The organism is Pedobacter terrestris (assembly GCF_052343045.1).
Taxonomy (GTDB): Bacteria; Bacteroidota; Bacteroidia; order Sphingobacteriales; family Sphingobacteriaceae; genus Pedobacter.
Window position 1 is genome coordinate 657,099 of the sequence record NZ_CP180264.1, and the last position, 25,306, is coordinate 682,404.

Below are 25,306 nucleotides of genomic sequence, written 5' to 3' on the forward strand. Positions count from 1 at the left end.
ATTAAGTATATACAGATTGTTCAGAATCTGAAAGGGATGAAAGTAAAAGGTTAAAGTTGTATGTCAAAATAATTTAATCCACATTTACACATTGCAGAATTTTCCAAAAACACCTAAAGGCAGTTTAATTCCTGCAGTGGCTTGTAAATACAATTCGCCGGTTTCTAAATTTTTAACTTGCGGAAATGAAGTTCGGATTAGGTTTTCAACTATAACGGATGAAAAGCCTAATGAATACGTATTTAGGATTAAGAAATGTTCTTTCTCATCTAAAAGTTGTACCACATCTTGCATCATTTCCTGGATATGGTCTTCCAGTTTCCATTTTTCACCATTTGGACCGTGGCCATACGCTGGTGGATCGAGAATTATTCCATTGTATTTTTTACCGCGCTTTAGTTCTTTTTTAACAAATTTCAAGGCATCTTCAACCATCCAGCGCGTGTTCTTTAAACCCGATAATTCCTGGTTTTCATTTGCCCAGGTTACCACTTGTTTAATGGAATCTACATGCGTAGTTTCTGCGCCTGCTGCATTAGCAATCAAAGAAGCTGCACCGGTGTAGGCAAATAGATTTAATACTTTTGGTTGAGGCGTTTTGAATTTTTTGATGGATGAAGAAATATAATCCCAGTTTACGGCTTGTTCCGGGAAAACACCAACATGTTTGAATGAAGTTAAACCTAAACGCAGTTTAATTGAAACTTCATTGTTTTTATATTCTACATGCCAACGATCTTGTATGGCTGGGTTTTTCTTTACCCATTCGCCAGAGGTGGCAGAACGGCCTTTGAAAGTAATATTTGCTTGTTTTTTCCATTCCTGCTCAGAAAGGGTTTTCTTCCAAACGGCCTGGGGTTCCGGACGGATTAATATCGCAGTACCAAAACGTTCCAGTTTTTCAAAATCCCCACAGTCAATCAGTTCATAATCTTTCCAGTGCGTGGGTGTCAATAATTGTATCATGTATTCAATAACTTTAAATTGGGGTAATGTGTGATCTGCTGATCATCGGTTATTAAAGTGAGGTTTTCTGCAAGTGCCTGCGCAATAATCAATCGATCAAACGGATCTTTATGTAAAAATGGGAGTGTTAAGTAAGTTTTAAGATGCTTTTGGTTGGGCATAATAATTTCAATTCCATATTCATCCAGCAGGCTGTAAACAGCATCAACAATAATTTTCAGTTTTCCGATACTTATCTTTATTGCAATTTCCCAGATACTCGCAATGCTGAAAAATTTTTGATGTTGCGTGGAGTTTATAATTTCGATTGTTTCGGCACTGATAGCGTTTTCTCCCTTAATCATAAAGAGAAATATATGGGTATCTAAAAGAAAACGCATTACATGTAGTCTTTTAAATCATCCAAAGGTTCGTTGAAATCATCAGAAATATAAAGAACAGTATCCTTTGCAGCACCATATAAACTTTTCGGTTCTTTAGCAATTTGGGTTTGCTCTAAAGGTGTTGTATAAGATTTCCTTTCGTATCTGGCTTTCAAAAAATCTACAAAATCTTCAACTTCCGCAAGTTTATCTTCGGGTAATGAATCCAATTTATCCATAATATTTTTTGTAGCCCTTGTCATACCCAAATATAGCGAATATTTCTAGAATTTATCCTTCGCAGCTTTCATGAAACGACTGGCAAACACAAAGTCATTCAGCTCTTTAACATCTGTATGTGCAATTTCTTTATTGCTGCCTTCCCAGAATTTTTTGCCTTCATGTAAAAACAAAATATAATCTCCAATACCCATTACAGAGTTCATATCGTGGGTAACAACAATAGTTGTGGTTTTATATTCTTCGGTAATTTCTTTGATCAGTTCATCAATTACAATGGACGTTTTTGGGTCTAAGCCAGAGTTGGGTTCATCGCAAAAAAGATATTTTGGATTCATGGCAATGGCACGCGCAATTCCTACACGTTTTTTCATTCCACCAGATAACTCTGCCGGGAAGAGTTTATTTTTTCCTTCCAGATTTACTCTTTCCAAACAAAAATTTACCCTTTCTAATTTTTCCTTGCGGCTTTGCTCGGTAAACATATTCAGTGGAAACATAATATTATCTTCGACCGTCATGCTGTCAAATAGTGCCGATCCCTGGAAAAGCATACCAATTTCTTTCCTTACCTCTATGCGTTCTTCGTACGTCATAGGTGTAAAATCGCGCCCGTCATAAAGTACCGAGCCAGAATCTGGCTGGTGTAAGCCAACCATACATTTAAGTAACGTTGTTTTTCCAGAGCCAGAACCTCCAATAATCAAATTGGTAACACCTTCTTCAAATACACCAGAAATGCCTTTAAGTACTTCATTTCCGGAGAAAGATTTTACTATATCTTTAATTTCTATCATTACAACAACAATTGGGTTACGATATAATCGCAAGCTAAAATGGAAATACAACTAATTACAACCGCTCTGGTACTGGCTTGAGAAACCTCCAGCGCACCGCCTTTAACATAAAAACCTTCGTAAGCAGGTACAGTTGTAATGATAAAACCAAATACAAATGCTTTAACCAATGCAACAACAACCGTATATGGATTAAAATCTGTAGTGATGCCCTGAATGTATTCATTTGGCGTTACTGCGCCAGATAACGAACCGCCTAAATAACCACCAGAAATGCTTAGAAACATAGAAATGATCACCAAAAGTGGCACCATTGTGATACCCGAAATAACCTTTGGTAAAATTAGATATCCGGGTGCATTAATCCCCATAATTTCCAATGCGTCAATTTGTTCAGAAACACGCATGGTACCAATTTCTGAAGAAATGGCAGATCCAATTTTGCCGGCCAAAACAATGGCACTAATGGTTGGGCTCAGTTCGAGAATACTGGAGTCTCGGTTTACAGAACCAATAATGGTTTTTGGAATAAAATCACTCACCAGCTGGAAAGCAATTTGCAGTGTCATCACGGCACCGATAAAAGTAGAAATAATGGCAATTAAACCTAATGAGCCTACTCCAACGTAGTCCATTTGCTTGGCAATTTCCTTAAAGTAAATCTTAAATTTTTCCGGCTTTCTAAATACAGATTTAAGTAGCAGTATATATCTGCCGAAATTGGTAAAGTTCATTCCGTATGTCTTTATGCTTAATTTAAATGCTTCAGTTTATAATACTACAAAGAAACGATAAAAAAGTTGTCGCCCTTTGATATTTACAAAAATATTCGTGGTTTTGAATATAAATATGGTTTTTTGCCTACAAAAATTAATCCATAAAAAATGAGGGCAGTAATTACCGGCGCCACCAAAGGAATTGGACGTGCAATTGCTTTAAAACTATCTGAAAAAGGCTATGAACTGGCTTTAGTTGCTAGAAATTTTGCAGATCTTCAGGCACTTAAAGAAGAGTTGGGAGCCCGCGGTGGCAAAGCGTTTATTTATGCTGCAGATTGTAGCAACAAAACTCAAGTTTACAATTTTGCGAATGAACTTGAAAAGGTTTTTACAACAGTAGATATCTTGGTGAACAATGTTGGCGCTTTTTTTCCAGGTAATTTGATGGATGAGGAAGATGAAACTTTCGAGTTTCAACAAAACCTGAATGTAAATGCAAGCTATTATCTATCCAAATTCTTTGGTCGGATGATGCGCACACAACAGCATGGGCACATTTTTAATATCTGTTCTGTAGCCAGCAATGCACCTGTAAAAAATGCCGGTAGTTATAGTGTAACAAAAGCAGCGATGTTAAGTCTTAACTCTGTATTGCGGCAAGAATTGGCACCATTTAACATAAAAGTGACTGCATTTTTACCCGGTTCTACAAAAACAGCGTCCTGGGAAGGTACCACAATTCCGGATGAAAAATTTGTACAACCAGAAGACATAGCAGAAACTCTGTTTACCATTTTAAACTTAAGTAAAGGCGTAAACGTAGATGAAGTGCACATTACACCGCTCAATTTTTAGACACACAAATTAACAGCATTATGGAAAAGAAGCTTTTTAGAAACGAACACGATAAGATGATTGCTGGAGTAGCTTCTGGACTTGCAGAATACATGCAAGTAGAAGTGACCATAGTAAGATTGTTATTCGCTTTATCAACCATCTTCATGGCAGGCGGTGGTTTGATCGCTTATATTATTATGTGGATTATTGTTCCGGTAAATCAAGATCCTACAGCAAGATTCTCTAAATTCAATGACTTTTTTAGAGAAAATACAACCAACCCAAATTCAGGTAATGGAGCACCGTTTTCAGGGTCGGCTTCTTCTGGCAACCAAAATTGGACACAGCCAGTAAACGATGTGCCTAAAACGCCATTTGAAACGCAGGCAGATTTTGGAAAATTTAACAAATCAAATGATACAGGCAGAACAATAGCCGGCCTTATATTACTCGTTGTTGGAAGCTTTTTCTTGATGCGCGAGCTGGATATTGTGCCATATTGGTTCAATTTCAGAAATCTTTTCAAGTTTATGTGGCCATTGGTTTTCATTGCTTTGGGGATTAGCATCATTTCAAAATCTAAACGTAAAAATGACTGGGCGGCATTTCAAAACCAACAGGCAGAAGAAGAAGCAAAGAAAAAAGCCGATTTTTCTGATGCAGTTGTAACGCCCGTTACAGAAAGCCCGAAAGACGAAAACAATTCAACCATTAACCCTCAAGCCTAAAATTATGAAACTAGATAGATTAATCTGGGGCATTATTCTGCTCTTTATAGGCGGTGTGCTCTTACTGGAAAACTTTGGAATTATCGATTTCTACTGGCGAAACGTTTGGAGTTTCTGGCCAATTTTCCTAATCATTGCCGGGATAAACATATTGTTTAACCGAAACAACTCGCAAACCGGAAGTATGATTGCAATTGGCGTACTTGTGGTATCATTGGCTTTTCTTTTTGTTAAAGGTCAGCAAGAACCAGAACGCGGTTGGTGGGGACATAAATTTAAAAACGACATCGACATTAATATTGATGACGATGGTAATGATGATGATGATCAAGACCGCGATTCTTCTGTAAGAGCAAATTTATTTGAAACTATTGATGCCTCGGATACTTTAAAGAAAACCATTCTAAATATCAGCGGTGGCGGAATTTCTTTTAATCTGAATGAGGAAGGAACTGACAGGTTGTTTAATGCAGATGTAAAAAAAGGCAAAAGTTCTTTTTCACTTTCTAAGCAAGTTACCGATAGTGCTTCCATTCTGAATTTCAAAATGAACAGTAAAAAGCAGAAATGGAATTTTGGAGATGATGGCAATCATGTAAACTTTCAGTTGAATAAAACCGCAACCTGGGATATTGTAATGAAACTGGGTGCCGGAGAAGCCAATATGGATTTTTCACCGTTCAAAGTTCGTGCTTTTCGTTTTGATGGTGGCGCAGCTTCGCTTGATATTAAAATCGGCAGTCAGTTGCCCATTACAGATGTCGTGGTAAAATCGGGCATTGCCGATGTTAAAATTAAAATACCTGAAGGTTCTGGTTGCAGAATAAAAACAAAAACAGGGCTTTCTGCCAAAGATTTTGATGGATTTAATAAACTAAGCGATGGCGTGTACGAAACGGCCAATTACCAATCTTCAACTAAGAAAATTTTCATTAATTTAGACGGCGGACTAAGCAATTTCGAAGTCAAACGTTACTAATGAATCGCCAACAGAAATATACAATTGTTGTTAATGGAAAACCCCAAGGGCCATATTTACTTGAAGAATTAAAAAGTTTGGATGTAAAACCAAACACCTTTGTGCGAACACCAGAAATGGACGATTATAAAGAAGCTCACGCCGTTGCAGAACTGCGTGAGCTTCTTGGTTTTAACTTCCAGAAAACCGCGCCGCAATATTTTGCAGCTTTTGATCAACGTTTACTCGCTTCAGTAATAGATCATTTTTTTATCGTCATTATCTACAGTATACTAATTTTAACCAGCTACATCTTTATCGAAACCAAAAACGAAAGGATTATGGCCTTTTTAGTTCCTTTTCCCTTGGTTTTTATTGCCAAATTGATTTATGGAAGCATTGCCGAAGCTTCGGTAAAACAAGCAACTGCTGGGAAAAGATTGCTCAACATCAAAGTAACGGATTTAGAAGGTAGCCGAATTTCTGTAGCGCGTGCATTCGCACGTAATTTTTCTAAAATTCTTTCGGTAATTCCGGTGTTTTTCGGGTATTTATATAGTTTTTTAAACCGCAAAAATCAGTGTTGGCATGATATTGCAGTAAATACACTGGTAGTTAAAGATCGGTTGATATAGGTTTTAAGTCATTCTCTTATACAAAATTCTCTCATTCAAATTTCTATCTATATCTTTGCACTGCATGGAAAATTTATCGGTAAAGCAAGAATTAAGTGGCGGATATTGCAACAGTTTAACGGAATATTCGAGGTTCTTAACGCGCGAAGTAAAAATCGGCGATATCGCACTTGGTGGCCACAATCCAATCCGGATTCAATCGATGACCACTACAGATACCATGAACACGCTTGCAACGGTAGAGCAAACCATCAGGATGGTAGAATCTGGTTGCGAGTATGTGCGCATCACTGCTCCAAGTATTAAAGAAGCAGAAAACCTGGCGAATATTAAAAAAGAATTGCGCTATCGCGGATACGATGTTCCACTTATTGCCGATATTCATTTTACACCAAATGCTGCCGAAATGGCCGCACGGATTGTAGAAAAAGTTCGGGTAAATCCTGGCAATTATGCCGATAAAAAGAAATTCGAAAATATAGATTATACACAAGCGGCTTACGATGCAGAGTTGGAGCGGATTAACAAAAAATTTATTCCGTTAATCAACATTTGTAAAGAATATGGAACCGCCATGCGTATTGGAACCAATCATGGTTCTTTATCCGATCGGATTATGAGCCATTATGGCGATACACCACGCGGAATGGTAGAATCTGCAATGGAATTTATCCGCATGTGCGAAGCTGAAAATTATTATAACCTGGTAATTTCTATGAAAGCCAGCAATACACAGGTGATGGTGCAAGCTTACCGTCTTTTGGTAGAAACGATGGTGAAAGAAGGAATGAATTATCCTTTGCACCTTGGTGTTACCGAAGCCGGAGATGGCGAGGATGGAAGAATTAAATCTGCAGTTGGTATTGGTACCTTACTGGAAGATGGATTGGGCGATACCATTCGCGTTTCTCTAACAGAAGATCCCGAATTTGAAGCGCCTGTTGCCAAGGCTTTAGCAGATCGTTACACTTCAAGAGGAAAAATCACAACAGCGCAATCACAACATACTGAAAACTTCGGCACGTTAAAAAATGCAAATAAAACGACATCGGCAACGTATTCTCCATATGCATACACGCGTAGAATTGCACAATCTGTACAACATATTGGAGGTCATCATCATCCCGTGGTGATGGTCGATGTTTCAAAAGAAAATCTGAAAGATCCCTATTTTTTAAATGCTGTTGGATACAATTACAACGCTATGCTGGATAAATACAATCTTGCAGATCAGGCTTGCGATTTGGTTTATCTGGGTAACCAATTGCCGTCATTTTCTTTTCCAGGCAATTTGAAACAAGTTTATAATTTTGCTACCTGGAAACAGTTAACGGATCAAAACAATTGTCATCCTTTATTTTCTTTCGAAGAATTTAAACTTGCAGAGGTTAAAGATGCGCAATTGAATTTTGTAGAGATTGATGCGCAGCAAATTGAAGAGATAGAAAGTGAAGAGTTAAATGAAACCATTGTTTTAATTCTTAAAACTGCTCAAATACATGGAATGGCTGCACAACGTTCGTTTTTTATTGCACTTCTAGAGAAAAACATTCAGCTTCCGGTAATTATTAAAAGAAGTTATCCAGCTATGGATGCAGATCATTTGATGTTATATGCAGCGACAGATTTGGGTGCACTACTGACCGATGGGTTTGGTGATGGCGTCTGGATTGATGCACAAGATCAAAATCTTAGCCTGATCAATTCCACCAGTTTTGGGCTTTTACAAGCTACACGAACAAGAATTAGTAAAACAGAATACATCTCTTGTCCGAGTTGTGGCAGAACACTTTTTGATTTACAAGAAACCACGCAATTAATCCGTTCCAGAACCGATCATTTAAAAGGGCTCAAAATTGGAATTATGGGTTGTATTGTAAATGGGCCTGGTGAAATGGCCGATGCCGATTACGGCTACGTTGGTACCGGACCTGATAAAATTACCTTATATCGCGGTCAGGATGTTGTGAAAAAGAATGTGACTACAGCTTTCGCTTTGGATGAGTTAATTGACATCATTAAGGAAGATGGAAATTGGTTTGAAAAAGGCCAGTAAAACTGCTCTGTGAAACATTTTACCACTAACGCATAAACCCATCCGGAAATTCTTAAATTACCCCGATGAATCTATTGGAGTTTGAATCCATATTTAGTGAATTGAGAGCTGCACTCAATCGGCAAGGTCTTGATGGTAACGAACTGGTTTATACCTATTTTTCTCTGGGTTTAACCGGCGTTGTACTCTTCTTATACATCACGTTGTTTATTACACGTTTGGCTTTTATTGGAGCGGTTAAAAGTGCAAAAACCAAACCAGACTGGCAAAAAGCGCTGTTTGAGTTTAGGGTTTTCCGGGCTTTTGCGTTGATTTTTGTAGCATATGTGCTCTATAATGTTGTTCCATATGTTTTCATAGATTTTAACCGTGGTCTTTTTTATGCTTTAATATTTGCGAAGATTTATATGGTTCTGGCGGTAATGCTGGCCATAAATGCTTTTTTAAATGCAGTGGTTTCCATTATGGAATCTTCCCGAAAATATTCAGATAAACCAGTTAGAAGTTATAAACAGGTTGCTAAAATTGTTATTTACGTTATTGGTTTCGTTTTAATTCTCTCTATCATTTTAGGCGAATCTCCTTTATACGTATTTGGTGGTTTCGGTGCGGTTACAGCTGTTTTAATTCTTGTTTTCAGAGATCCGATTTTGGGTTTCGTAGCCTCAGTTCAAATGAGTGCGATAGATTTGGTTCGGGTTGGCGATTGGATTACGGTAGAAAAATATGGTGCCGATGGCGAGGTAATGGAAATTAACCTTACAACAATTAAAGTCCGTAATTGGGATAAAACCGTCACCATTGTACCCAGTTATGCAATTGTAAGCGAATCGTTTAAAAACTGGCGTGCAATGGAAGAAAGTGAGGGGAGGAGAATTAAAAGGCATATAAACATTAAAATTTCAAGCATTAAATTTTGTAATGAAGAATTAATAGAGCGATTAAAAACAATTGATTTTCTGAGGGATTATTTGACGCAAACGCAGCAGGAAATTATAAAGTTTAATGCAGAAAATACGGTTAATCCAAATAATCTGGTAAATGGGCAGCACATTACCAATATTGGAACCTTTAGGGTTTATGCCGAGAAATATCTGGCGAACAATCCGCATATCAATACCAATCTGACATTTATGGTACGTCAGTTACAGGCCACAGAAAGTGGATTGCCTGTAGAAATTTATGTGTTTTCTAAAGAAAAAGGATTGAAAAAATTTGAAGAAGTTGCTGCAGATATTTTTGATCATTTACTAGCTGCAGTGCCTTATTTCGATTTAGAAATTTTCCAAAGCCCAAGCGGAAGTGATATGCGAAATTTTGTTGGCAGAGGAAATGACTAGTGCGCTTGTTCGCGGATAGTAGATATCTAAGCTGCTAATAAATGCCTTGCATAATCCATTTACCATCTAAAACAACTAAGATCAAATTGTTTGAAAGATGCCTAAAAAATTGCATCAACTTTTAAACGCAAATGTGCAGCTAGGCATTTCTCTAAAATTTTTGCTCAGAGACTTGCGCTCGTTTTTAACGGGTGCCTAAATAGATTTTCGATTGCATCGAAAAAAAGTTACGGTACAATTTTGTGTAATGATCGTTCAAAACAATCAGCTCATTATCCACTTGTTATAAACGAGCGGAAGCACTCGGTAATTAATTTTCCGTATAAGACATATAAGAACACCTTAAAAGGTTTCATTTCAAATGTTCTTATATATCTTATATGGTTTAGAAATCAATATGATTATTCGCCTAAAAACTGTAAACATTTTTCGCAAACTTTAAATAGTTGCGGTGGCAAAGTTTCACTTTCGTATGGGTGTGATGCACCATAAACATGGTTTGCGCCTTCAATTTTAATAATTCTGCTGCTCGGATTGGCACCTGCTAAATCCTGTGCTTTTTCAAAAGGCACATTTACATCGTCATCACCATGAATAATTAACCAGGGAATATTCACTTTTTTAGCGGCCTCGATAATATTTAACGTATCCGGATTTTGCTGTAAATCTTCTAACAACGTTTTATTTAACGGCATCTGTTCTTTAGTGCGTGCATTGGTTACATAAATTTTTCCGGTTTTTAACCATTCTGCTTCCTGTTCTTTTTTCCATAAACTATCAAAATCTGTTATTGCGCTCCAGGTTATAATTTTATTGATACGCGCATCATTGGCCGCTTCGATGATGCTTACAGCGCCGCCTCTGCTGTGGCCAATCAGCGTTATTTCCGTTTCTTTTCCGTAAGCTTTTTCAATAAAATCCAGAACTGCTGTTAAATCAAAAAGTTCTTTGGAAACGGTATTGCTGGCAAATGCTTCAAGATCCGTTACATCTTTTGGATCGTCTGCTGGCACGCCACTATAAGAGAAGTTAAATTTCATATAACGATAGCCATTGCTGGCAAAATAACGCGCAACAAGGTTGTGTGCGCCCCAATCTTTAAAGCCTTTAAATCCATGTACAAAAAGTACAATTGGTGTATTTGGGTTTTTGTCTTCAAACGTAATATCGCCAATAATTAATTTTCCATCAGAACCGCTAAGGCTAAAATCGTTTTTTGTAATCATAATGTTTTAGGTATTGATATAAATTATAAACCTCATAAAAGTGATTTTGTTGTCTCCATGGTTTGTGAATGTGTAGAACTGGCTTCTGGTAATACGCAACGAATTAAGCTCTGTTCTGATTTTTGTGGATATAAAACCAAGCCCAAAAGATCAGTAAAAACTGAAGCGGAATCCGTGCCCATGCAATCAGGAGTGTAACTTTTACGGTGCCCAACATAAAAGGTGCGGATTGAATCATGTAAATGTGGGCGGGCAAAAAAGCAATAAGCATTAGTATGATCAAGAGATTTGCAATTTTTTGAGTGGGAGAAAATAGAGAAAGTACACCCAATCCAATTTCTGCCACACCAGAAATATAAATCAGCGTTATTGGGAGGGGCAGATAAGGCGGCATAATTGCAAGATAAGCCTCAGAAGAGATAAAATGATTAGCGCCTGCCGCGATGTAGAAAATTGCATACATCCAACGGAAAAAAGTATAAAGTTTTGTGTTGTTCATTGTTGTTCAAAGCGTTAAATTTTGTTAATTATTTAGAGTCGTTCTAAATTGATGTAAATTACAGATTAATGACGTAGGCATACCTCAACCGTATTACTTTTGTATCCCGACAATAGTTAATAAACGGAGCACTTGGAATATTTAAAGATAATAGCTTTTACGCATCATCACATAGATTTACAGTCTATCGGTAAGTTAGTAATTTGCGATCAGAGTTTGGAAAGCAGACTACAGAATATTCGTACGCAGCTTCCTGTTAGCGAGATATTTTACGTAGGTACCTGCAACCGTGTAGAATTTGTATTCTTAACCAAGGAAAAAACCGATAAAGAATTTGTAACTAAATTTTTGAGGGTTTTGGATATGGGTTTACCAGAAGAATTTCTCGAACGCTTTATCGATAATGTTTCCGTTTACGAAAACGAAGAAGCTTTTAATCATTTGTTAAGAACGTCTTGTTCTTTAGAAAGTTTGGTTGTGGGCGAGAAAGAAATTCTTGCACAAATACGCCGGGCTTATGAAAGTTGCAGAGATGCAGGTTTCACAGGCGATTATCTCCGCATGATTATGGATCGTGTTGTAAAAACAGCAAAAGAAGTTTATACACACACCAATATCTCTAAAAATCCGGTTTCTGTAGTTTCACTTGCATACCGCAAGCTTAAAGAATTAAACATGTGTGGCAACTCTCGCGTGTTGATTATTGGCGCTGGCGAAACCAATCAAAATATTGCAAAATACCTCAATAAACATAAATACTCCAACTTTTCTGTCTTCAATCGTACTTTAGCTAAGGCAGAGACTCTGGCTGAAGAATTGAACGGTAATGCGTACCACCTTGATGCTTTACAGAACTTCACAGAAGGTTTCGATGTGATCATTACCTGTACGGGTTCTACAGAAGCTATTATCAATGAAGAACTGTACGCTAAATTGCTAAATGGCGAAACCGGCAAAAAAGTAATTGTAGATCTTGCCATTCCAAATGATGTAGATTCGGCAGTTATCCACAATAATCCTGTTCATTACATTGAAGTAGAATCTTTAAAAGAAGTAGCACGTAAAAACATCCAAGAGCGTTATAAAGAATTGGTGCATGCAGAAGAAATTATTGGCAACAACATCAGTGAGTTCTTTTATGTGTTAAAACAACGCCGTATTGAGTTGGCGATGCAAGAAGTTCCAAGAAAAATTAAGGAAATTAAAAATACGGCTTTGAATGGCGTGTTTGCGGATGAAATCAGTCAGATGGACGAGGCATCTCGCGAAATTCTGGAACGTGTAATGAACTATATGGAGAAAAAATGTATCAGCGTTCCTATGGTTATGGCCAAAGAAATTTTGGTCAATCAGCCTTAAAATTTTTTCGTTTTCTCGCTCAATATCAATTCTAAAAATATTTTTTGGAAAGCAATTTTTGTGCGTTTCGGTTCCATTAGTCCCGCTTTTTCTTTCAGTCGTGAAGAAACGACTTCTCTACAATCGGGTTTAGTTTGTTGCTTCAGTATTTCAAATCAAAAATCTTCTAAACCCGTCATCACTTCTTCATACTTCAAGTTTAGTGTAACGCTAAAGTCTCATTTTTAAACATTTTGTAAGATAAAGCACTATTTACCTTAAATTTGCAAGACATTAAAGTTTAATAGTGAAGAAATTAACCATCGGAACCCGCGGCAGCGAACTCGCATTATGGCAGGCCAATCACATACAAAGTGAATTGGCGGCAATTGGAGCAGAAGCAGAAATCAAAATCATCAAAACACAAGGTGATAAAATCCTGAATTTAAGATTGGATAAACTTGAAGGCAAAGGCTTTTTTACCAAAGAACTGGAAGAAGAACTTTTAGCCGGAACAATTGATTTGGCGGTACATTGCTTAAAAGATCTTCCCACTACGCATCCCGCAGGTTTAACAATTGCAGCCATTCCGGCCAGAGAAGAAGCCACTGAATATCTACTTATTTTAAAAGATTGTGTAGATATTTCTCAGAAACTCTCTTTAAAAAAAGGCGCTATGGTGGGCACTTCATCTAATAGAAGAAAAGCGCAGCTTTTAGGTTTGCGTTCTGATTTGGAAGTGGATGATTTGCGCGGAAATGTACCTACGCGGATACAAAAACTAAGAGACGAAGATTACGATGCGATTATGTTGGCCAAAGCCGGTATTAAACGCTTAGGGTTGGATGTTAGCGATTTGCATGTAGAAGAATTAGAACCTACAGAATTTGTTCCGGCTCCAGCTCAAGGTGCACTGGCCATTCAAATTCGTGAAAATGATACAGAACTCTTTGATTTGCTTCAACAACTTCATGATCCGGCAACAGCCGAAGAAGTAGGTGTGGAACGTAAAGTTTTAAACCTTTTTGAAGGTGGCTGCCACATGCCATTAGGGTGTTACTGTAAAAAAGAAAATGGCTCTTTTGAAGTTTGGACATCCAAAGCAGAAACTGCCGAAGATTTTCCAGAACGTTTATTTCTTCGTTCGGAAACAACCGAAGGACTGGCCGAAAAAATCGTAGAAAAATTTAATCCAGAAAGGAAAAAACCTTCAAAAGTTTTTATCTCACGTGAAATTGGTGAACACAGTTACTTTCGCAAAGCACTGGAGAGTAAAGGAATTAAAATAGAAGGCCGCTCGCTCATCAGAACTTTTCCAATTGTTACTGTTTTAGATCAGTTTATCCTTAAAAATATTGATTGGGTTTTCTTCAGCAGTCGCAATAGTGTAGATTACTTTTTTAATCTTAAACCACTTTTACCTAAGAAAACCAAATTTGGAGTTGTTGGGCGCGGTTCTGAAGATGCATTGCGCAAACACGGTCATTATGCCGATTTTGTAGGCGCCAGTGGCGATATTACCGAAGTAGCCGAAGATTTTGCCGCTTTGGTATCAGAAAAAAATGTGCTTTTCCCGCGTGCACAAGATTCTTTACAAACTATTCAAAAATCACTTCCGGCGGATGCTAAAATTATTGACCTTCCTATTTACGAAACCGTAACAGAAGAAAATATCGACCAAAGTTTTGCAGATGTATTAATCTTTACCAGTCCGTCTAACGTCGATGCATATTTTATCGATAATTTATTAGAGCCAGGCCAACAGGTTATAGCAATTGGTAATTCTACAGGTAAAAAGTTTGATGAAATGGGTGTGAAATATGCATTGCCATATTCACCTGACGAAATCGGGCTTACCGAAGCAGTTTTTGGAATAGAAATCAGATAAAATTCCCGAAGCATAAAGTACTTAAAGGATAAAGCTCAAAGACTAAAGCGAGAAGCAAAATCGATTCTCCATTGCGCAGTTAGAAGCAATGCTTTTCGTTTGCTTGGGAAAAGAAATTTTTAATGCAAAAATAATTGAATCATCAAGGCTTAAATCTTAGTATTTAAGTTTTGATTCTAAATACTTGATAAAAATAAAATGTTACATCGTCCACGTAGATTAAGGAAAAATCCTTTAGTTAGAGAGATGGTAGCCGAAACCCGACTATCGAAAGATATGTTTGTTTACCCATATTTTGTGGTTCCAGGCACCAATGTTACACATGCGATTGATGCAATGCCCGGAGTAGATCACTTTTCTGTAGATACACTGGTAAAAGATGTTGAAGCTGGTTTAAAAAAAGGCTTAAATAAGGTGATGTTGTTTGGCGTTGGTGATGAAAAATCTGAAGATGCCAAGTCCGCTTACCACAATCATTCTCTGGTGCCAACAGCTGTAAGAGAACTAAAAAAGCAATTTGGCGAAGATCTTTATATTATTACGGATGTTTGCGTGTGCTCTTATACTACACATGGCCATTGCGGAATTATGGAAAATGATTACGTGCAGAATGATAAAACGGTAGATGTAATTGCGAAAATGGCTTTGGCACATGCAGAAGCCGGAGCAGACATGTTTGCACCATCAGATATGATGGATGGACGAATTGAAGCAATGCGTAATCTGTTAGATGATAATGGTTTTATGAATGCAGCCATTATGAGCCATGCCACAAAATTCGCCTCTGCCTATTACGGTCCTTTTAGAGAAGCTGCCGATTGCGCACCAAGTAAAGGCGACCGTAAAGCATACCAAATGGATTTCAGAAACCCAACAGAAGCCTTACGCGAAGCAATGTTGGATGAGCAAGAAGGTGCAGACGTATTAATGGTGAAACCAGGTTTGGCCTATCTGGATATTATTCAGCGCTTGAAACAAGAAACCACACTTCCTGTTGCGGTTTACAATGTTTCTGGAGAATACTCCATGGTGAAAGCAGCCGCAGAACGCGGTTGGATAGATGAACAAAAAGTGGTTATGGAAACCATGCATGCTTTTGCCAGAGCAGGGGCAAGTATTATTACCACTTACCATATTAAAGATATTTTAAATAACAACTGGATGTAAGTTGGAAGACCAAAGGTTTTAAGCTTGAGGGTTTACATGCCCACAATCTACTCCTTAATAATCCATTTTAATTCCTACAAAATATAAAGAGTGGAAAGGTTGATGGTTTTTGATTATGGGCGATATACCCAAAACCTTCTACCTTATACCTTTCAATCTTTAACCTTAAAAAGATGTTAGATTCAATAAAAAAAATGTTTTCAGGCAACGAAGCCGATATTCCTGTAAATACCGGGAGTAAACCTGATATTTCGAGAGTAAAATCGGCAGAACTTTATGAGAAATCTAAAACCTATTTTCCCGGAGGCGTAAATTCACCGGTTAGGGCATTCAAATCTGTTTATGGAACACCATTGTTCATTGAAAAAGGCGATGGATGTTACATTTGGGATGCAGATGGCAATCAATTCATAGATTTCTGTGGCAGTTGGGGTCCATTAATTTTAGGTCACAACAACCCAAAAATTCGCGAGAAAGTTACTGAGGTTATGCAAAACGGAATGAGTTTTGGCGCACCTACAGCTCTGGAAAATGAATTGGCAGAACTCATTATCAAAAACAACCGTTTTGTAGAAAAAATACGTTTTACCAGTTCCGGAACGGAAGCCGTAATGTCTGCCATTCGTTTGGCACGTGGTTTTACCGGAAGAGATAAGATCATAAAATTTGAAGGTTGTTACCACGGCCATAGCGATTCACTTTTGGTAAAAGCAGGTTCTGGTTTGGTTACTTTCGGAGAAACTTCATCTGCCGGTGTACCAAAATCTTTTGCAGAAGAGACGGTTGTAATTCCATTGAACGATACTGCTGCGATAGAACAAGCATTTGCTCAGTTTAAAGACCAGGTTGCTGCAGTTATTATAGAAGGTATACCGGCGAATAACGGTTTAATTATGCAAGATGAAGCCTATATTCATTTCTTGCGTAAAATTTGTACCGATAACGGCGCATTATTGATTTTCGACGAAGTAATAACTGGTTTCCGCGTGGGTTTTGAAGGTGCTGCGGCATATTATGGCATTACACCAGATATTGTTACGTATGGTAAAATTATAGGTGGAGGTTTGCCTGTTGGAATGTATGGCGCATCGTCAGAAATTATGGCACATATCTCACCTGATGGAGGTGTTTATCAGGCCGGCACACTTTCCGGGAATCCAGTTGCTATGGCGGCAGGTATTGCTACTTTGACAGAATTAAATAAATCTGGCTTTTACAAAGATCTAAATGCCAAAGCACAAGAATTTGTAGGCAGTATTCAACGTTTTGCAACTGCCAGAAATTACAAATTCAAAGTATTTACCGTTGGATCGATCTTCTGGTTTGCTTTCACTGATAAAGATAAAATCCAATCGGCTGATGATATTGATGCCGGAAGTATGGAGAAATTTAAAATCATGCACCGCGAACTTTTAAACCGAGGGATTTATTTAGGCCCTTCAGGTTATGAAGTTGGCTTCGTTTCGGCAGCGCATACAAAAATTGAATTGGAAAAAGCCAAACGCGCTATATTTGAAGCTTTAGATTTAGTGTTTAAAAAGTAAGGCTTTTGTTTAACTACAAAGTATCAGAAAATATAATCTGTGTAATCCAACTGAAGGAATGAAGAAATCAATTATCATATTTTACGCATTATTGCTTTATGCATTAATTCAGCTCATTTCATGGGGAACTTTGGTTGTGCGTTTGCAACCCAGCCGTATGACGATGATTATGGGCGAAGGATCTGTGTTTTTGTTTCTATTAAGTATTGGCGGATATTTTCTGCATCAATCTTTAAAAAGAGAAGATAAGTTAAGAGAACAACAGCAAAACTTTCTGATGTCCATTACACATGAATTGAAATCGCCTTTGGCTGCAATTAAACTTTCGATACAAACGATTGTAAAACGTGATTTGGACAAAGCCAGACAAACATCGCTACTAAACAATTCATTGAAAGATATTGAGCGTTTGGATGATTTGGTAGAGAATATGTTGCTGGCAACTAAAATAGAAAACCGTTCTTACAGTTTTCCTAAAGAAGATTTTAATCTGTCTGAATTGGTGTATAAAATTACAGATCGTTTACAGGTGCATTCATGTGGATGCGAACAGATTATAAATGCTAAAATTCAGCCAAATTTGCAGATCATGGGTGACAAATTTGCATTGTCTTCTGTAGTCACCAATCTGATCGAAAATGCGGTGAAATATTCAGACCCTTGCGACGAGATCAATGTGAGTTTAAGTGATGTTGGAGGGCATATTATGCTGCGCGTGGCAGATCAAGGTCCGGGTATTTCAGATACAGAAAAAATGTTGATATTTGATAAGTTTTACCGGGTTGGTAATGAGAATGTCAGAAAAGCGAAGGGGACAGGTTTAGGCTTGTTTATTGTGAAAGAGGTATTACAAAACCATGACGCTGATATTATAGTGAAAGACAATCAGCCGAAAGGAAGTATTTTTGAAGTAACATTTAGTTAATCTCAATTATGTCACAAAAATTAAGAATTCTATTGGTTGAAGACGAGGATCACTTGTTAGATGCCATTAAATTAAACCTCGAACTTGAAGGTTATAAAGTTCACGCCGTAAAAGATGGCAAAACCGCATTAAAAGTATTTAAAGAAGAACGTTTTAACCTGGTTGTATTGGATGTAATGCTCCCGGAAATGGATGGGTTCCAGGTTTGTGAAACCATTCGTTTAGAGAATACAGAAGTTCCGATATTATTTTTAACTGCAAAAAACACCTCTGAAGACCGTGTTCTAGGTTTGAAAAAAGGAGCTGATGATTATTTAGTTAAGCCTTTTAACCTGGAAGAATTGATCCTTCGTGTTGGTATTTTGGTTAAACGCAGTTTAAAATCAGACGATTTAAAAGAATTAAATTCTTATAAAATTGGCGATAAAACCATTTATTTCAACTCATTTGAGCTTAAACATGATGATGGCACCATTACGCCATTAACCAAAAAAGAAACCATGTTATTGAAGTTGCTTATCGAGCGTAAAAATGATGCCGTTTCTCGAGAGCAAATTTTAGAAACGGTTTGGAATTATGATGTTTATCCATCAACAAGAACAATTGATAACTTCATTCTAACGTTCCGTAAATATTTTGAGCCAGATCAGAAAAATCCAGTTTATTTCCACTCTATCCGTGGTGTGGGCTATAAATTCACAGATATTCATTAATGTACAATAACAAAGGCAGATTTGCTTTAATGGCCGTTTTTATTTTGGCCGCTCTGGTTTGTTTGTATTACGATCAGTATCAATTGGCAGCATTAGCTGCTTTTTTGCTTGCATTTGTAATTTGGAGCCACTTTAAACACAGTTCGGTTTTAATGGCTTCAAAACATTTCAAAAACAATGAATTTGTAAAAGCAAGAGCTTTGCTTGATGAAGTTAAAAGTCCGGAAAGGCTTGCGAAAAGTCGGCGGGGTTATTATGAGTTTATGCAAGGTAACATCGCTTTAAAGGATGAAAACTGGGATAAGGCAGAATATCATTTTCAGATTGCGAGTCGTTTTTCTGTGGGTGGAAAAAACCAAAAATCTTTTGTGTTGATTCATTTGGCTAATCTCGCTTTGCGAAAAAAAGATAAAGAACGTGCTGCGGCATATACAAAATTGGCTAAAGAGCTTTCTGAAACAGAACGGTCTAAAGACATTGTGGCGAAACTGGAAAAACAGATCGAAAAAATATAAGCGTTTTGCTACGCATAAGAACGAAGAATCTCTTTTATAAAGCAGGTGCTTCGTTTTTTTGTTTATAAAAGACTGATTTTTGACCACAGTTGAAGATAGATATTAACACATGAATGTAGATTTAGTAAAATTGGCCACCGCCGGTTTAGTTGTTATTCAGAAAAACAAGTTACTTTTGGCATTTAGTCGGAATAAGCAGGCCTGGTATTTACCTGGTGGCAAGGTTGATGCTGGTGAAACATCCATTCAATCTATCCAAAGGGAAATACAGGAAGAACTGAATATTGAGCTAGATGTGCATAAACTTCAGTTTTATATACATGTATCTGCACCTGCTTATGGCGAGGAAAAAAATATTGTGATGGAACAGGATTGTTTTTTATATGATCTCGATCAGGAAATCCATCCAAGCAATGAAATAGAAGCAGTTAAATTTTTTAATCTCGAAGAATATTTAAAAGAACCTGCACAGGTTGTTGGGGTTTTAGAAGTTTTTGAGCATTTAAGGAAAGATCAATTGATATAAAAAACAACACGGCAAATAACAGATTACAACATGACCAATCATTTATTTTTAGACGCAGCATTTTCAAAGCAAACCGAACGTCCACCTGTATGGATGATGCGCCAGGCAGGGCGTTTTATGCCTCAGTATTGGGAAATTAAAAACAAATATTCATTCCTGGAGATGTGTAAGACTCCAGAAATCGCTGCAGATGTAACCATGTTACCTGTAGATTTACTAGATATTGACGCTGCAATTCTATTCTCGGATATATTGGTTACTGGCGAAGCAATGGGCGGCGATTTAAGTTTTACCCAAGGTGTTGGACCAAAATTTGCCAATCCCGTTCGTACAGCAGCAGATGTAGATGCTTTGAATGTAGATTGTTTATCGGAACTTCAGTACGTAGCAGATGCTATAAAAGTTATTCAGCAACGTTTAAACGGTAAAATTCCGTTAATCGGTTTCGCTGGCGCACCATTTACCGTAATGAGTTATTTGGTAGAAGGTGGATCGTCTAAAGATTTCAAACTCACAAAACTGATGTTGCACAACCAACCAGAACTTGCGCATCGTTTGTTGGCCAAAATTGCACATGTAACAGCAGATTATCTGAACTTACAAATAGCAGCTGGCGTAAATGCAATACAAATTTTTGACAGCTGGGCTTTGGCATTGTCATGGAACGATTATCAGGAATTTTCGCACCGCTACATTCAAGAAATCATTTCTAAGTTAAACAGAAAAGATATTCCTGTTATTTCTTTCTGCAAAGGAAGTTCCGTATTTGCACCAATGATGGCAGAGGCAAAACCAGACGTAATTTCTGTAGATTGGAATGCAGATTTATTAAATATCAAAAATGCATTACCAGCAGGCATCGCGGTTCAGGGTAATCTCGATCCACATATTTTATACGCAGATAAGCCCGTAATTAAAGCGCAAATTCATAAATTATTTGAGCGTATGCGCGGTACAGAAGGTTTTATTTTTAACCTTGGCCATGGCATTATGCCAGATATTCCGTTTGATAATGTAAAATATGCAATTGATGTTGTAAAGGAATTTAGATATTAGTGACAATCGATATTTTATCCGGTTTTTGTTATCTTGTTTAAAATTAGTTTGTTATGAAAAAGACTGAAGTTTTGGATACGCTACGTGAAATGCCTGATGAGTTTTCTGCCGACGAATTTATGGAACGAATAATGTTGCTTCAGAAAATCGATTCGGCGATGCGACAGGTTACAGAAGGCAAGGTTTATACAGAAGAACAAGCCGAGCAAAAACTGGATAAATGGCTAAAATAGTATGGAGTGAATTGGGCATTGACGACTTAAATAACATCGCAAATTTTCATAGTCAATATTCAGCACACTATACATCGGTGCTAATCAAAAAGCTATTCAACAAGGCTAAAGTTTTAGCAGAAATGCCAGAATTAAGTTGGGTGGTTCCTGAAAGAGGAGAAGACTCAATCCGCGAACTTATCGAAGGGAATTTTAGAATTGTCTATCATTATAATAGGCAAATAGACACGATTGAAATTCTTACCGTGCATCATTCCGCTCAACCATTTTTGTAGGTGCAATCAAGAATAATGAAATGATAGAAACTTTACTGCCTTACTACGCTTATTTTAAAGCTGTTCACATTGTATTTGTGATAAGCTGGATGGCTGGTTTGTTTTATATTCTAAGCTTGTTTATTTACCATACAGAAGCGAACGAAAAAGCGGAACCCGAGAAAACTATCCTTCAAAAACAGTTTATTAAAATGGAAGCCACGCTTTGGAATATTATTGCGACTCCGGCGATGATTATCTCTGTTTTGGCTGGCGCTGCCATGCTTAGCTTAAATCCTGGTCTGTTGCAAACGGATTGGATGCTGGTAAAATTGGCCTTCGTAGTTGGGTTACTTATTTATCATTTTATCTGCCAAAATATTGTGGCGCAGCTACGGAACAATCAATTCAAAATGACCAGTTTTCAATTGCGTTTATGGCGTGAGTTGGCGACAATTTTTATGATCGCTATTGTTTTCGTTGTGATTCTTAAAAGCGCATTAAACTGGATCTGGGGATTGGTTGGTATTATGGGCGTAGCAATGGCGATTATGATTGCGGTTAAGCTGTATAAAAACTATAGAAAGAAGCGCGGCGAATAATTTTTAACCACAAAGCACGCGGAGATTTCACAAAGAAACACTGAGGGAAATTAACCATGTAACACATTTTAGTGCATTTTATCTCGCATGATCTTAGATGTCTTATATGATTTTAAATTAAATATAAAATTACTTATCACGCAACCATAGACTAAATTAAGTTTTCACAGAGAAATACCGAGATAAATTTTAACTACACAAGACATTTCAAATTACATGAACGTAAATGTCTATATCCTTTAAACAAGGCTTAGATCAGTTTGTCTTCTTTGTTTCCTTTCGGTAAAATGGGGTTCGCTTTTAACACTTGATTGCATTAACTTCATATTTTAACCAAAAACTATTTTAAATTTGGGCGATAAAGATAAAACCCATGTTTACAAATTCAGGTTTGAAGAAAACCTTACTTTCAATAACGCTACTTTGTGTTTCATTTGCAGTGTCTGCGCAATTTGATCAAACGGCGATAGAAAACCGTATTCGTCCCGATAGCAGTTTAACCAACGAAGTTCATTTCAATTTTTACAATTTCAATTATGTACGTAATTACGAGTACACCAATGATTTTCATGATGGTTATACACTTTATGGTACACAGTTGCAACCTCAGTTGGTGTATTACGCACATCCCAATTTAGCGATTACAGCCGGTGCATTTATCCGTAAAGATTTTGGCCGAAATGGAATAACCGATGCGAAACCATTATTCAGCTTAAAATACCACAAGAGAAATTTAACATTAATTTTCGGAAGCCTGGAAGGCGGTATTCAGCATAAATATATCGAGCCATTGTATGATTTTGAACGTACAATAACCAATCCGATAGAATATGGAACGCAGTTGCTGGTTGAACGTAAAAAGTTTAACCTGGATGCATGGATTGCCTGGCAAAAGATGATTTACACAGGCGAGGCCGCCAAAGAAGAGATTATTGGTGGGTTATCTACCGAAACAACTTTAGCAGAAAATAACGGCTGGAAATTTAGTGTTCCCGCTCAATTCTTGGTTTTCCACCAAGGCGGGCAAATTGATATTCTGAAAGAAATTCCGATTACAACCATGTTTAATGGTGCTGCCGGATTTAAACTGCACAAAAAAATTGGCGCTAATGTTAAGGAAATATATACCGATAACTATGTAGCTGCATATAAAGATTTTTCTCCGGATAAAAGGCGTGCTTATGAAGGTGGTTTCGGCTTGTGGCTAAATGCAGGTGTAGTTAGTAAATGGGGAAGTTTAGTAGCTACCTATTGGAAAGGCAATAATTTTATCTCAATAAAAGGTATGCCACTTTATGAATCGGTTTCCAGCAACCTATATACAAACGGACTAAAACAAAGCGGCCGGAACATCGTTGCGCTTCGTTATGCTTACCAACAAGAATTGTTGCCACATCTTTACCTTGATGTACGTTTTGAACCTCACGTAGATTTAGACAATACAGATAAACAGTTGCAATTTAACCATTCGTTTTTCTTAACCTATAAACAGGATTTTAAATTGTTTAAGGTAAGAAAGGCAGATAAGTAGAACCAAATTAAGATTGAAAATTTTAAAAACCCCGCTATTTCTGTTACAGATAGCGGGGTTTATTGTTGCACTCACCGTTAACTATAAACCCGATAGAAGTGTAAAAGCCGAAGTTGAGGAACGAGGCAAGGCTTTGTAGCGTATAGCGGGGCTGAACTTCACGATGAAATACCGACCGTTTATTTTCAAATAAATATTTTGCTAAAAAGCAAAAAAAGTAACGCGTTGATAATCAATATTTAGTGACCTTTTTTGCGTTTAGTTTAATTTTTTTAATTATGCTTGCAACCATTGCTGGCAAACCATCATCTTCTCTCTACAAACACACAATGAAATTGACGCGAACCTATACGATAAACGACTTGTTAGAAGGCTGCAAAGCTGGCGACAGAAAGATGCAGGAATTGCTGTACAGGCAAACTGCATCGAAAATGCTCGCCGTGTGCATGCGCTATGCCAGAGATAAAATGGAAGCTGAAGATGTATTGCAAATGGGCTACATTAAAGTTTTCGGAAAAATTAGTGAATATAGGGGCGATGGCTCTTTCGAAGGTTGGATTAGAAGAGTGATGGTGAATACAGCTATTGAAAGCTACCGAAAAAACCTTAGAAGTTTAAGTGTAGTGGATATTGATGAAGCATATGAACAACCCTCAACAGGTTTTGATTTTAGCAGTTTAGGTATGCAGGATTTGATGAAAGTGATCCAAAAACTGGCAGATGGTTATAGAATGGTTTTTAATATGTATGTAATTGAAGGTTATTCGCACAGAGAAATTGCAGAAACTTTAGGCATTACGGAAGGCGCGAGCAAATCTCAGCTCTCTAGAGCCAGAACAATATTAAAAGAAGAAATTACAAAAATGGAGGGCTTTGGATATGCAACCTATACAGGATAAAGATTTTGATCAACTGTTTAAAGATGCCTTTGATGGCGCTGAAGTTAAACCTTCGCGAGATCTATGGAACGACATTGAAAGCGGAATTGACGCAAAGAAAAAAAGGATAATGCCTGTTTATTGGATGGCTGCAGCTGCACTAATTGTACTTGCAACAGTAAGCATGCTAATGTATCGGCAAGCAGAACAACAGCCAAAGGTTGCAGCTGCAAAACCTACAGAACAAATTTTACCAAGAGAAACCATATCGCAAAAAACAATTGAGCCTGCTAGAACTACAATTGTAGACCAGGTTGAGCCAGTGTTTGTTGCTCAGAAAGAAACCAAAGGGGTTGTTGCAAAATCTTCGTCTGTTAAAAGTGTAACCGAAACGCCCACGCAAAAAGTGGAAATTGCAGAATCAAACGCACAGAAGCAAGAACCCGTATTTGCAAAGGTTGATGACTCTAAGAAAGATTTGAATCAAAAAATAGAGGAGATTATACAACAACAACCAGGAACGGTGATTGCGGCAAATCCGGCGGTTTTAAAAACAGATGTTGTGGTAACCACGAATCCTGAACCAGAAAATAAATCAATTAGAAATGTTGGCGATGTAGTAAACTTTATCGTGAATACCGTAGATAAACGAAAAGAAAAAATCATTCAGTTTAGAACGGATGATGATGATTCATCTATTGCATCTATCAATATTGGGCCGTTTAAATTCGGAAAACGAAATAAAAAATAGATTGAATAGCTTATTCGGTCAG

28 protein-coding genes are annotated in these 25,306 nt (G+C 37.4%); 21 read left to right on the forward strand and 7 right to left on the reverse strand.

Annotated features, from left to right (window positions below; translation table 11 throughout):
- Positions 1-84: 84 nt before the first annotated feature.
- Genes ACJVDH_RS02845 through ACJVDH_RS02865 form a run of 5 tightly spaced genes read right to left on the reverse strand, consistent with a single transcriptional unit; the run spans position 85 to position 3,099 of the window.
- Positions 85-966 (reverse strand): class I SAM-dependent methyltransferase, encoded by an 882-nt coding sequence (locus tag ACJVDH_RS02845; RefSeq protein WP_443946062.1) that lies wholly within the window; start codon positions 964-966, stop codon positions 85-87.
- The gene (locus ACJVDH_RS02850; protein WP_443946063.1) at positions 963-1,346 is read right to left on the reverse strand and encodes a type II toxin-antitoxin system VapC family toxin; all 384 of its coding nucleotides are present in this window, start codon (positions 1,344-1,346) and stop codon (positions 963-965) included. Before ACJVDH_RS02850 ends, ACJVDH_RS02845 begins: the two co-directional genes overlap by 4 nt.
- The gene (gene vapB / locus ACJVDH_RS02855; protein WP_443946064.1) at positions 1,346-1,567 is read right to left on the reverse strand and encodes a type II toxin-antitoxin system VapB family antitoxin; all 222 of its coding nucleotides are present in this window, start codon (positions 1,565-1,567) and stop codon (positions 1,346-1,348) included. The genes ACJVDH_RS02850 and vapB overlap by 1 nt, the downstream gene beginning before the upstream one ends.
- Before the next feature lie 45 nt (positions 1,568-1,612).
- Entirely contained in the window at positions 1,613-2,365 is a 753-nt protein-coding gene (locus tag ACJVDH_RS02860) for an ABC transporter ATP-binding protein (protein WP_443946065.1), read from the reverse strand.
- Positions 2,365-3,099, reverse strand: a complete 735-nt coding sequence (locus tag ACJVDH_RS02865; protein ID WP_443946066.1) for an MlaE family ABC transporter permease — start codon at positions 3,097-3,099, stop codon at positions 2,365-2,367. Before ACJVDH_RS02865 ends, ACJVDH_RS02860 begins: the two co-directional genes overlap by 1 nt.
- Before the next feature lie 150 nt (positions 3,100-3,249).
- Between ACJVDH_RS02865 and ACJVDH_RS02870 the strand changes: the two genes are divergently transcribed.
- The 6 genes from ACJVDH_RS02870 (at position 3,250) to ACJVDH_RS02895 (ending at position 9,638) form a co-directional block, all read left to right on the forward strand.
- Positions 3,250-3,939, forward strand: coding sequence for an SDR family NAD(P)-dependent oxidoreductase (locus ACJVDH_RS02870; protein ID WP_443946067.1), 690 nt, complete (start codon positions 3,250-3,252; stop codon positions 3,937-3,939).
- A gap of 20 nt (positions 3,940-3,959) precedes the next feature.
- Positions 3,960-4,649 (forward strand): PspC domain-containing protein, encoded by a 690-nt coding sequence (locus tag ACJVDH_RS02875; protein ID WP_443946068.1) that lies wholly within the window; start codon positions 3,960-3,962, stop codon positions 4,647-4,649.
- A gap of 4 nt (positions 4,650-4,653) precedes the next feature.
- Complete coding sequence (locus ACJVDH_RS02880; RefSeq protein ID WP_443946069.1) at positions 4,654-5,628, forward strand: LiaF transmembrane domain-containing protein; 975 nt, start codon at positions 4,654-4,656, stop codon at positions 5,626-5,628.
- The gene (locus ACJVDH_RS02885) at positions 5,628-6,242 is read left to right on the forward strand and encodes an RDD family protein (RefSeq protein ID WP_443946070.1); all 615 of its coding nucleotides are present in this window, start codon (positions 5,628-5,630) and stop codon (positions 6,240-6,242) included. Before ACJVDH_RS02880 ends, ACJVDH_RS02885 begins: the two co-directional genes overlap by 1 nt.
- A 64-nt stretch (positions 6,243-6,306) precedes the next feature.
- Positions 6,307-8,298, forward strand: a complete 1,992-nt coding sequence (gene ispG / locus ACJVDH_RS02890; protein ID WP_443946071.1) for a (E)-4-hydroxy-3-methylbut-2-enyl-diphosphate synthase — start codon at positions 6,307-6,309, stop codon at positions 8,296-8,298.
- Between the two features lie 65 nt (positions 8,299-8,363).
- Entirely contained in the window at positions 8,364-9,638 is a 1,275-nt protein-coding gene (locus ACJVDH_RS02895) for a mechanosensitive ion channel family protein (protein WP_443946072.1), read from the forward strand.
- 401 nt (positions 9,639-10,039) lie between these two features.
- On the opposite strand, the gene ACJVDH_RS02900 is transcribed toward ACJVDH_RS02895, so the two are convergent.
- Positions 10,040-10,864 (reverse strand): alpha/beta hydrolase family protein, encoded by an 825-nt coding sequence (locus ACJVDH_RS02900; protein ID WP_443946073.1) that lies wholly within the window; start codon positions 10,862-10,864, stop codon positions 10,040-10,042.
- Between the two features lie 103 nt (positions 10,865-10,967).
- Positions 10,968-11,363 (reverse strand): DoxX family protein, encoded by a 396-nt coding sequence (locus ACJVDH_RS02905; protein ID WP_443946074.1) that lies wholly within the window; start codon positions 11,361-11,363, stop codon positions 10,968-10,970.
- Positions 11,364-11,495: 132 nt separating this feature from the next.
- Here ACJVDH_RS02905 and hemA point away from each other — a divergent pair, with 132 nt between their 5' ends.
- From hemA to ACJVDH_RS02980, 15 genes are all read left to right on the forward strand, one after another.
- Complete coding sequence (gene hemA / locus ACJVDH_RS02910; RefSeq protein ID WP_443946075.1) at positions 11,496-12,722, forward strand: glutamyl-tRNA reductase; 1,227 nt, start codon at positions 11,496-11,498, stop codon at positions 12,720-12,722.
- Positions 12,723-13,008: 286 nt separating this feature from the next.
- On the forward strand, positions 13,009-14,589 hold the full coding sequence (gene hemC / locus ACJVDH_RS02915; protein ID WP_443946076.1) for a hydroxymethylbilane synthase: 1,581 nt from the start codon (positions 13,009-13,011) through the stop codon (positions 14,587-14,589).
- 198 nt (positions 14,590-14,787) lie between these two features.
- Positions 14,788-15,756, forward strand: a complete 969-nt coding sequence (gene hemB / locus ACJVDH_RS02920) for a porphobilinogen synthase (RefSeq protein WP_443946077.1) — start codon at positions 14,788-14,790, stop codon at positions 15,754-15,756.
- 173 nt (positions 15,757-15,929) lie between these two features.
- Positions 15,930-17,300: a glutamate-1-semialdehyde 2,1-aminomutase gene (hemL, locus tag ACJVDH_RS02925; protein WP_443946078.1), complete on the forward strand. Its 1,371-nt coding sequence runs from the start codon at positions 15,930-15,932 to the stop codon at positions 17,298-17,300.
- 58 nt (positions 17,301-17,358) lie between these two features.
- Positions 17,359-18,225 (forward strand): sensor histidine kinase, encoded by an 867-nt coding sequence (locus ACJVDH_RS02930; protein ID WP_443946079.1) that lies wholly within the window; start codon positions 17,359-17,361, stop codon positions 18,223-18,225.
- An 8-nt stretch (positions 18,226-18,233) separates the two neighbouring features.
- Positions 18,234-18,938, forward strand: a complete 705-nt coding sequence (locus tag ACJVDH_RS02935) for a response regulator transcription factor (protein ID WP_443946080.1) — start codon at positions 18,234-18,236, stop codon at positions 18,936-18,938.
- Positions 18,938-19,453, forward strand: coding sequence for a hypothetical protein (locus tag ACJVDH_RS02940; RefSeq protein WP_443946081.1), 516 nt, complete (start codon positions 18,938-18,940; stop codon positions 19,451-19,453). Before ACJVDH_RS02935 ends, ACJVDH_RS02940 begins: the two co-directional genes overlap by 1 nt.
- Positions 19,454-19,562: 109 nt before the next feature.
- Positions 19,563-19,979, forward strand: coding sequence for an NUDIX hydrolase (locus ACJVDH_RS02945; RefSeq protein WP_443946082.1), 417 nt, complete (start codon positions 19,563-19,565; stop codon positions 19,977-19,979).
- A gap of 30 nt (positions 19,980-20,009) precedes the next feature.
- Positions 20,010-21,035, forward strand: coding sequence for a uroporphyrinogen decarboxylase (hemE, locus tag ACJVDH_RS02950; RefSeq protein WP_443946083.1), 1,026 nt, complete (start codon positions 20,010-20,012; stop codon positions 21,033-21,035).
- A gap of 53 nt (positions 21,036-21,088) precedes the next feature.
- Positions 21,089-21,268 carry a hypothetical protein gene (locus ACJVDH_RS02955; RefSeq protein WP_443946084.1) on the forward strand — a complete coding sequence of 60 codons (180 nt, stop codon included), beginning with the start codon at positions 21,089-21,091 and terminating at the stop codon, positions 21,266-21,268.
- Entirely contained in the window at positions 21,256-21,543 is a 288-nt protein-coding gene (locus tag ACJVDH_RS02960; protein ID WP_443946085.1) for a type II toxin-antitoxin system RelE/ParE family toxin, read from the forward strand. Before ACJVDH_RS02955 ends, ACJVDH_RS02960 begins: the two co-directional genes overlap by 13 nt.
- Positions 21,544-21,563: 20 nt before the next feature.
- Positions 21,564-22,124 carry a CopD family protein gene (locus ACJVDH_RS02965; RefSeq protein WP_443946086.1) on the forward strand — a complete coding sequence of 187 codons (561 nt, stop codon included), beginning with the start codon at positions 21,564-21,566 and terminating at the stop codon, positions 22,122-22,124.
- A 373-nt stretch (positions 22,125-22,497) separates the two neighbouring features.
- On the forward strand, positions 22,498-23,655 hold the full coding sequence (locus ACJVDH_RS02970; protein ID WP_443946087.1) for a hypothetical protein: 1,158 nt from the start codon (positions 22,498-22,500) through the stop codon (positions 23,653-23,655).
- Positions 23,656-23,984: 329 nt separating this feature from the next.
- Entirely contained in the window at positions 23,985-24,554 is a 570-nt protein-coding gene (locus tag ACJVDH_RS02975; protein ID WP_443947595.1) for an RNA polymerase sigma factor, read from the forward strand.
- Complete coding sequence (locus tag ACJVDH_RS02980) at positions 24,535-25,284, forward strand: hypothetical protein (protein WP_443946088.1); 750 nt, start codon at positions 24,535-24,537, stop codon at positions 25,282-25,284. The genes ACJVDH_RS02975 and ACJVDH_RS02980 overlap by 20 nt, the downstream gene beginning before the upstream one ends.
- Positions 25,285-25,306 lie beyond the last annotated feature (22 nt).

Bases quoted from the DNA above. Each gene is read 5' to 3' on its own strand.
- ACJVDH_RS02905 (WP_443946074.1), bottom strand. From the start codon at position 11,363: ATGAACAACACAAAACTTTATACTTTTTTCCGTTGGATGTATGCAATT.
- ACJVDH_RS02885 (WP_443946070.1), top strand. From the start codon at position 5,628: ATGAATCGCCAACAGAAATATACAATTGTTGTTAATGGAAAACCCCAA.
- ACJVDH_RS02930 (WP_443946079.1), top strand. From the start codon at position 17,359: ATGAAGAAATCAATTATCATATTTTACGCATTATTGCTTTATGCATTA.
- hemB (WP_443946077.1), top strand. From the start codon at position 14,788: ATGTTACATCGTCCACGTAGATTAAGGAAAAATCCTTTAGTTAGAGAG.
- ACJVDH_RS02955 (WP_443946084.1), top strand. From the start codon at position 21,089: ATGAAAAAGACTGAAGTTTTGGATACGCTACGTGAAATGCCTGATGAG.
- hemL (WP_443946078.1), top strand. From the start codon at position 15,930: ATGTTAGATTCAATAAAAAAAATGTTTTCAGGCAACGAAGCCGATATT.
- ACJVDH_RS02845 (WP_443946062.1), bottom strand. From the start codon at position 966: ATGATACAATTATTGACACCCACGCACTGGAAAGATTATGAACTGATT.
- ACJVDH_RS02960 (WP_443946085.1), top strand. From the start codon at position 21,256: ATGGCTAAAATAGTATGGAGTGAATTGGGCATTGACGACTTAAATAAC.
- ACJVDH_RS02935 (WP_443946080.1), top strand. From the start codon at position 18,234: ATGTCACAAAAATTAAGAATTCTATTGGTTGAAGACGAGGATCACTTG.
- ACJVDH_RS02975 (WP_443947595.1), top strand. From the start codon at position 23,985: ATGAAATTGACGCGAACCTATACGATAAACGACTTGTTAGAAGGCTGC.
- ACJVDH_RS02895 (WP_443946072.1), top strand. From the start codon at position 8,364: ATGAATCTATTGGAGTTTGAATCCATATTTAGTGAATTGAGAGCTGCA.
- ACJVDH_RS02865 (WP_443946066.1), bottom strand. From the start codon at position 3,099: ATGAACTTTACCAATTTCGGCAGATATATACTGCTACTTAAATCTGTA.
- ACJVDH_RS02945 (WP_443946082.1), top strand. From the start codon at position 19,563: ATGAATGTAGATTTAGTAAAATTGGCCACCGCCGGTTTAGTTGTTATT.
- vapB (WP_443946064.1), bottom strand. From the start codon at position 1,567: ATGGATAAATTGGATTCATTACCCGAAGATAAACTTGCGGAAGTTGAA.
- ACJVDH_RS02870 (WP_443946067.1), top strand. From the start codon at position 3,250: ATGAGGGCAGTAATTACCGGCGCCACCAAAGGAATTGGACGTGCAATT.
- ACJVDH_RS02940 (WP_443946081.1), top strand. From the start codon at position 18,938: ATGTACAATAACAAAGGCAGATTTGCTTTAATGGCCGTTTTTATTTTG.
- ACJVDH_RS02860 (WP_443946065.1), bottom strand. From the start codon at position 2,365: ATGATAGAAATTAAAGATATAGTAAAATCTTTCTCCGGAAATGAAGTA.
- ACJVDH_RS02965 (WP_443946086.1), top strand. From the start codon at position 21,564: ATGATAGAAACTTTACTGCCTTACTACGCTTATTTTAAAGCTGTTCAC.
- hemE (WP_443946083.1), top strand. From the start codon at position 20,010: ATGACCAATCATTTATTTTTAGACGCAGCATTTTCAAAGCAAACCGAA.
- ACJVDH_RS02875 (WP_443946068.1), top strand. From the start codon at position 3,960: ATGGAAAAGAAGCTTTTTAGAAACGAACACGATAAGATGATTGCTGGA.
- ACJVDH_RS02880 (WP_443946069.1), top strand. From the start codon at position 4,654: ATGAAACTAGATAGATTAATCTGGGGCATTATTCTGCTCTTTATAGGC.
- ACJVDH_RS02900 (WP_443946073.1), bottom strand. From the start codon at position 10,864: ATGATTACAAAAAACGATTTTAGCCTTAGCGGTTCTGATGGAAAATTA.
- ACJVDH_RS02970 (WP_443946087.1), top strand. From the start codon at position 22,498: ATGTTTACAAATTCAGGTTTGAAGAAAACCTTACTTTCAATAACGCTA.
- ACJVDH_RS02850 (WP_443946063.1), bottom strand. From the start codon at position 1,346: ATGCGTTTTCTTTTAGATACCCATATATTTCTCTTTATGATTAAGGGA.
- ispG (WP_443946071.1), top strand. From the start codon at position 6,307: ATGGAAAATTTATCGGTAAAGCAAGAATTAAGTGGCGGATATTGCAAC.
- ACJVDH_RS02980 (WP_443946088.1), top strand. From the start codon at position 24,535: ATGCAACCTATACAGGATAAAGATTTTGATCAACTGTTTAAAGATGCC.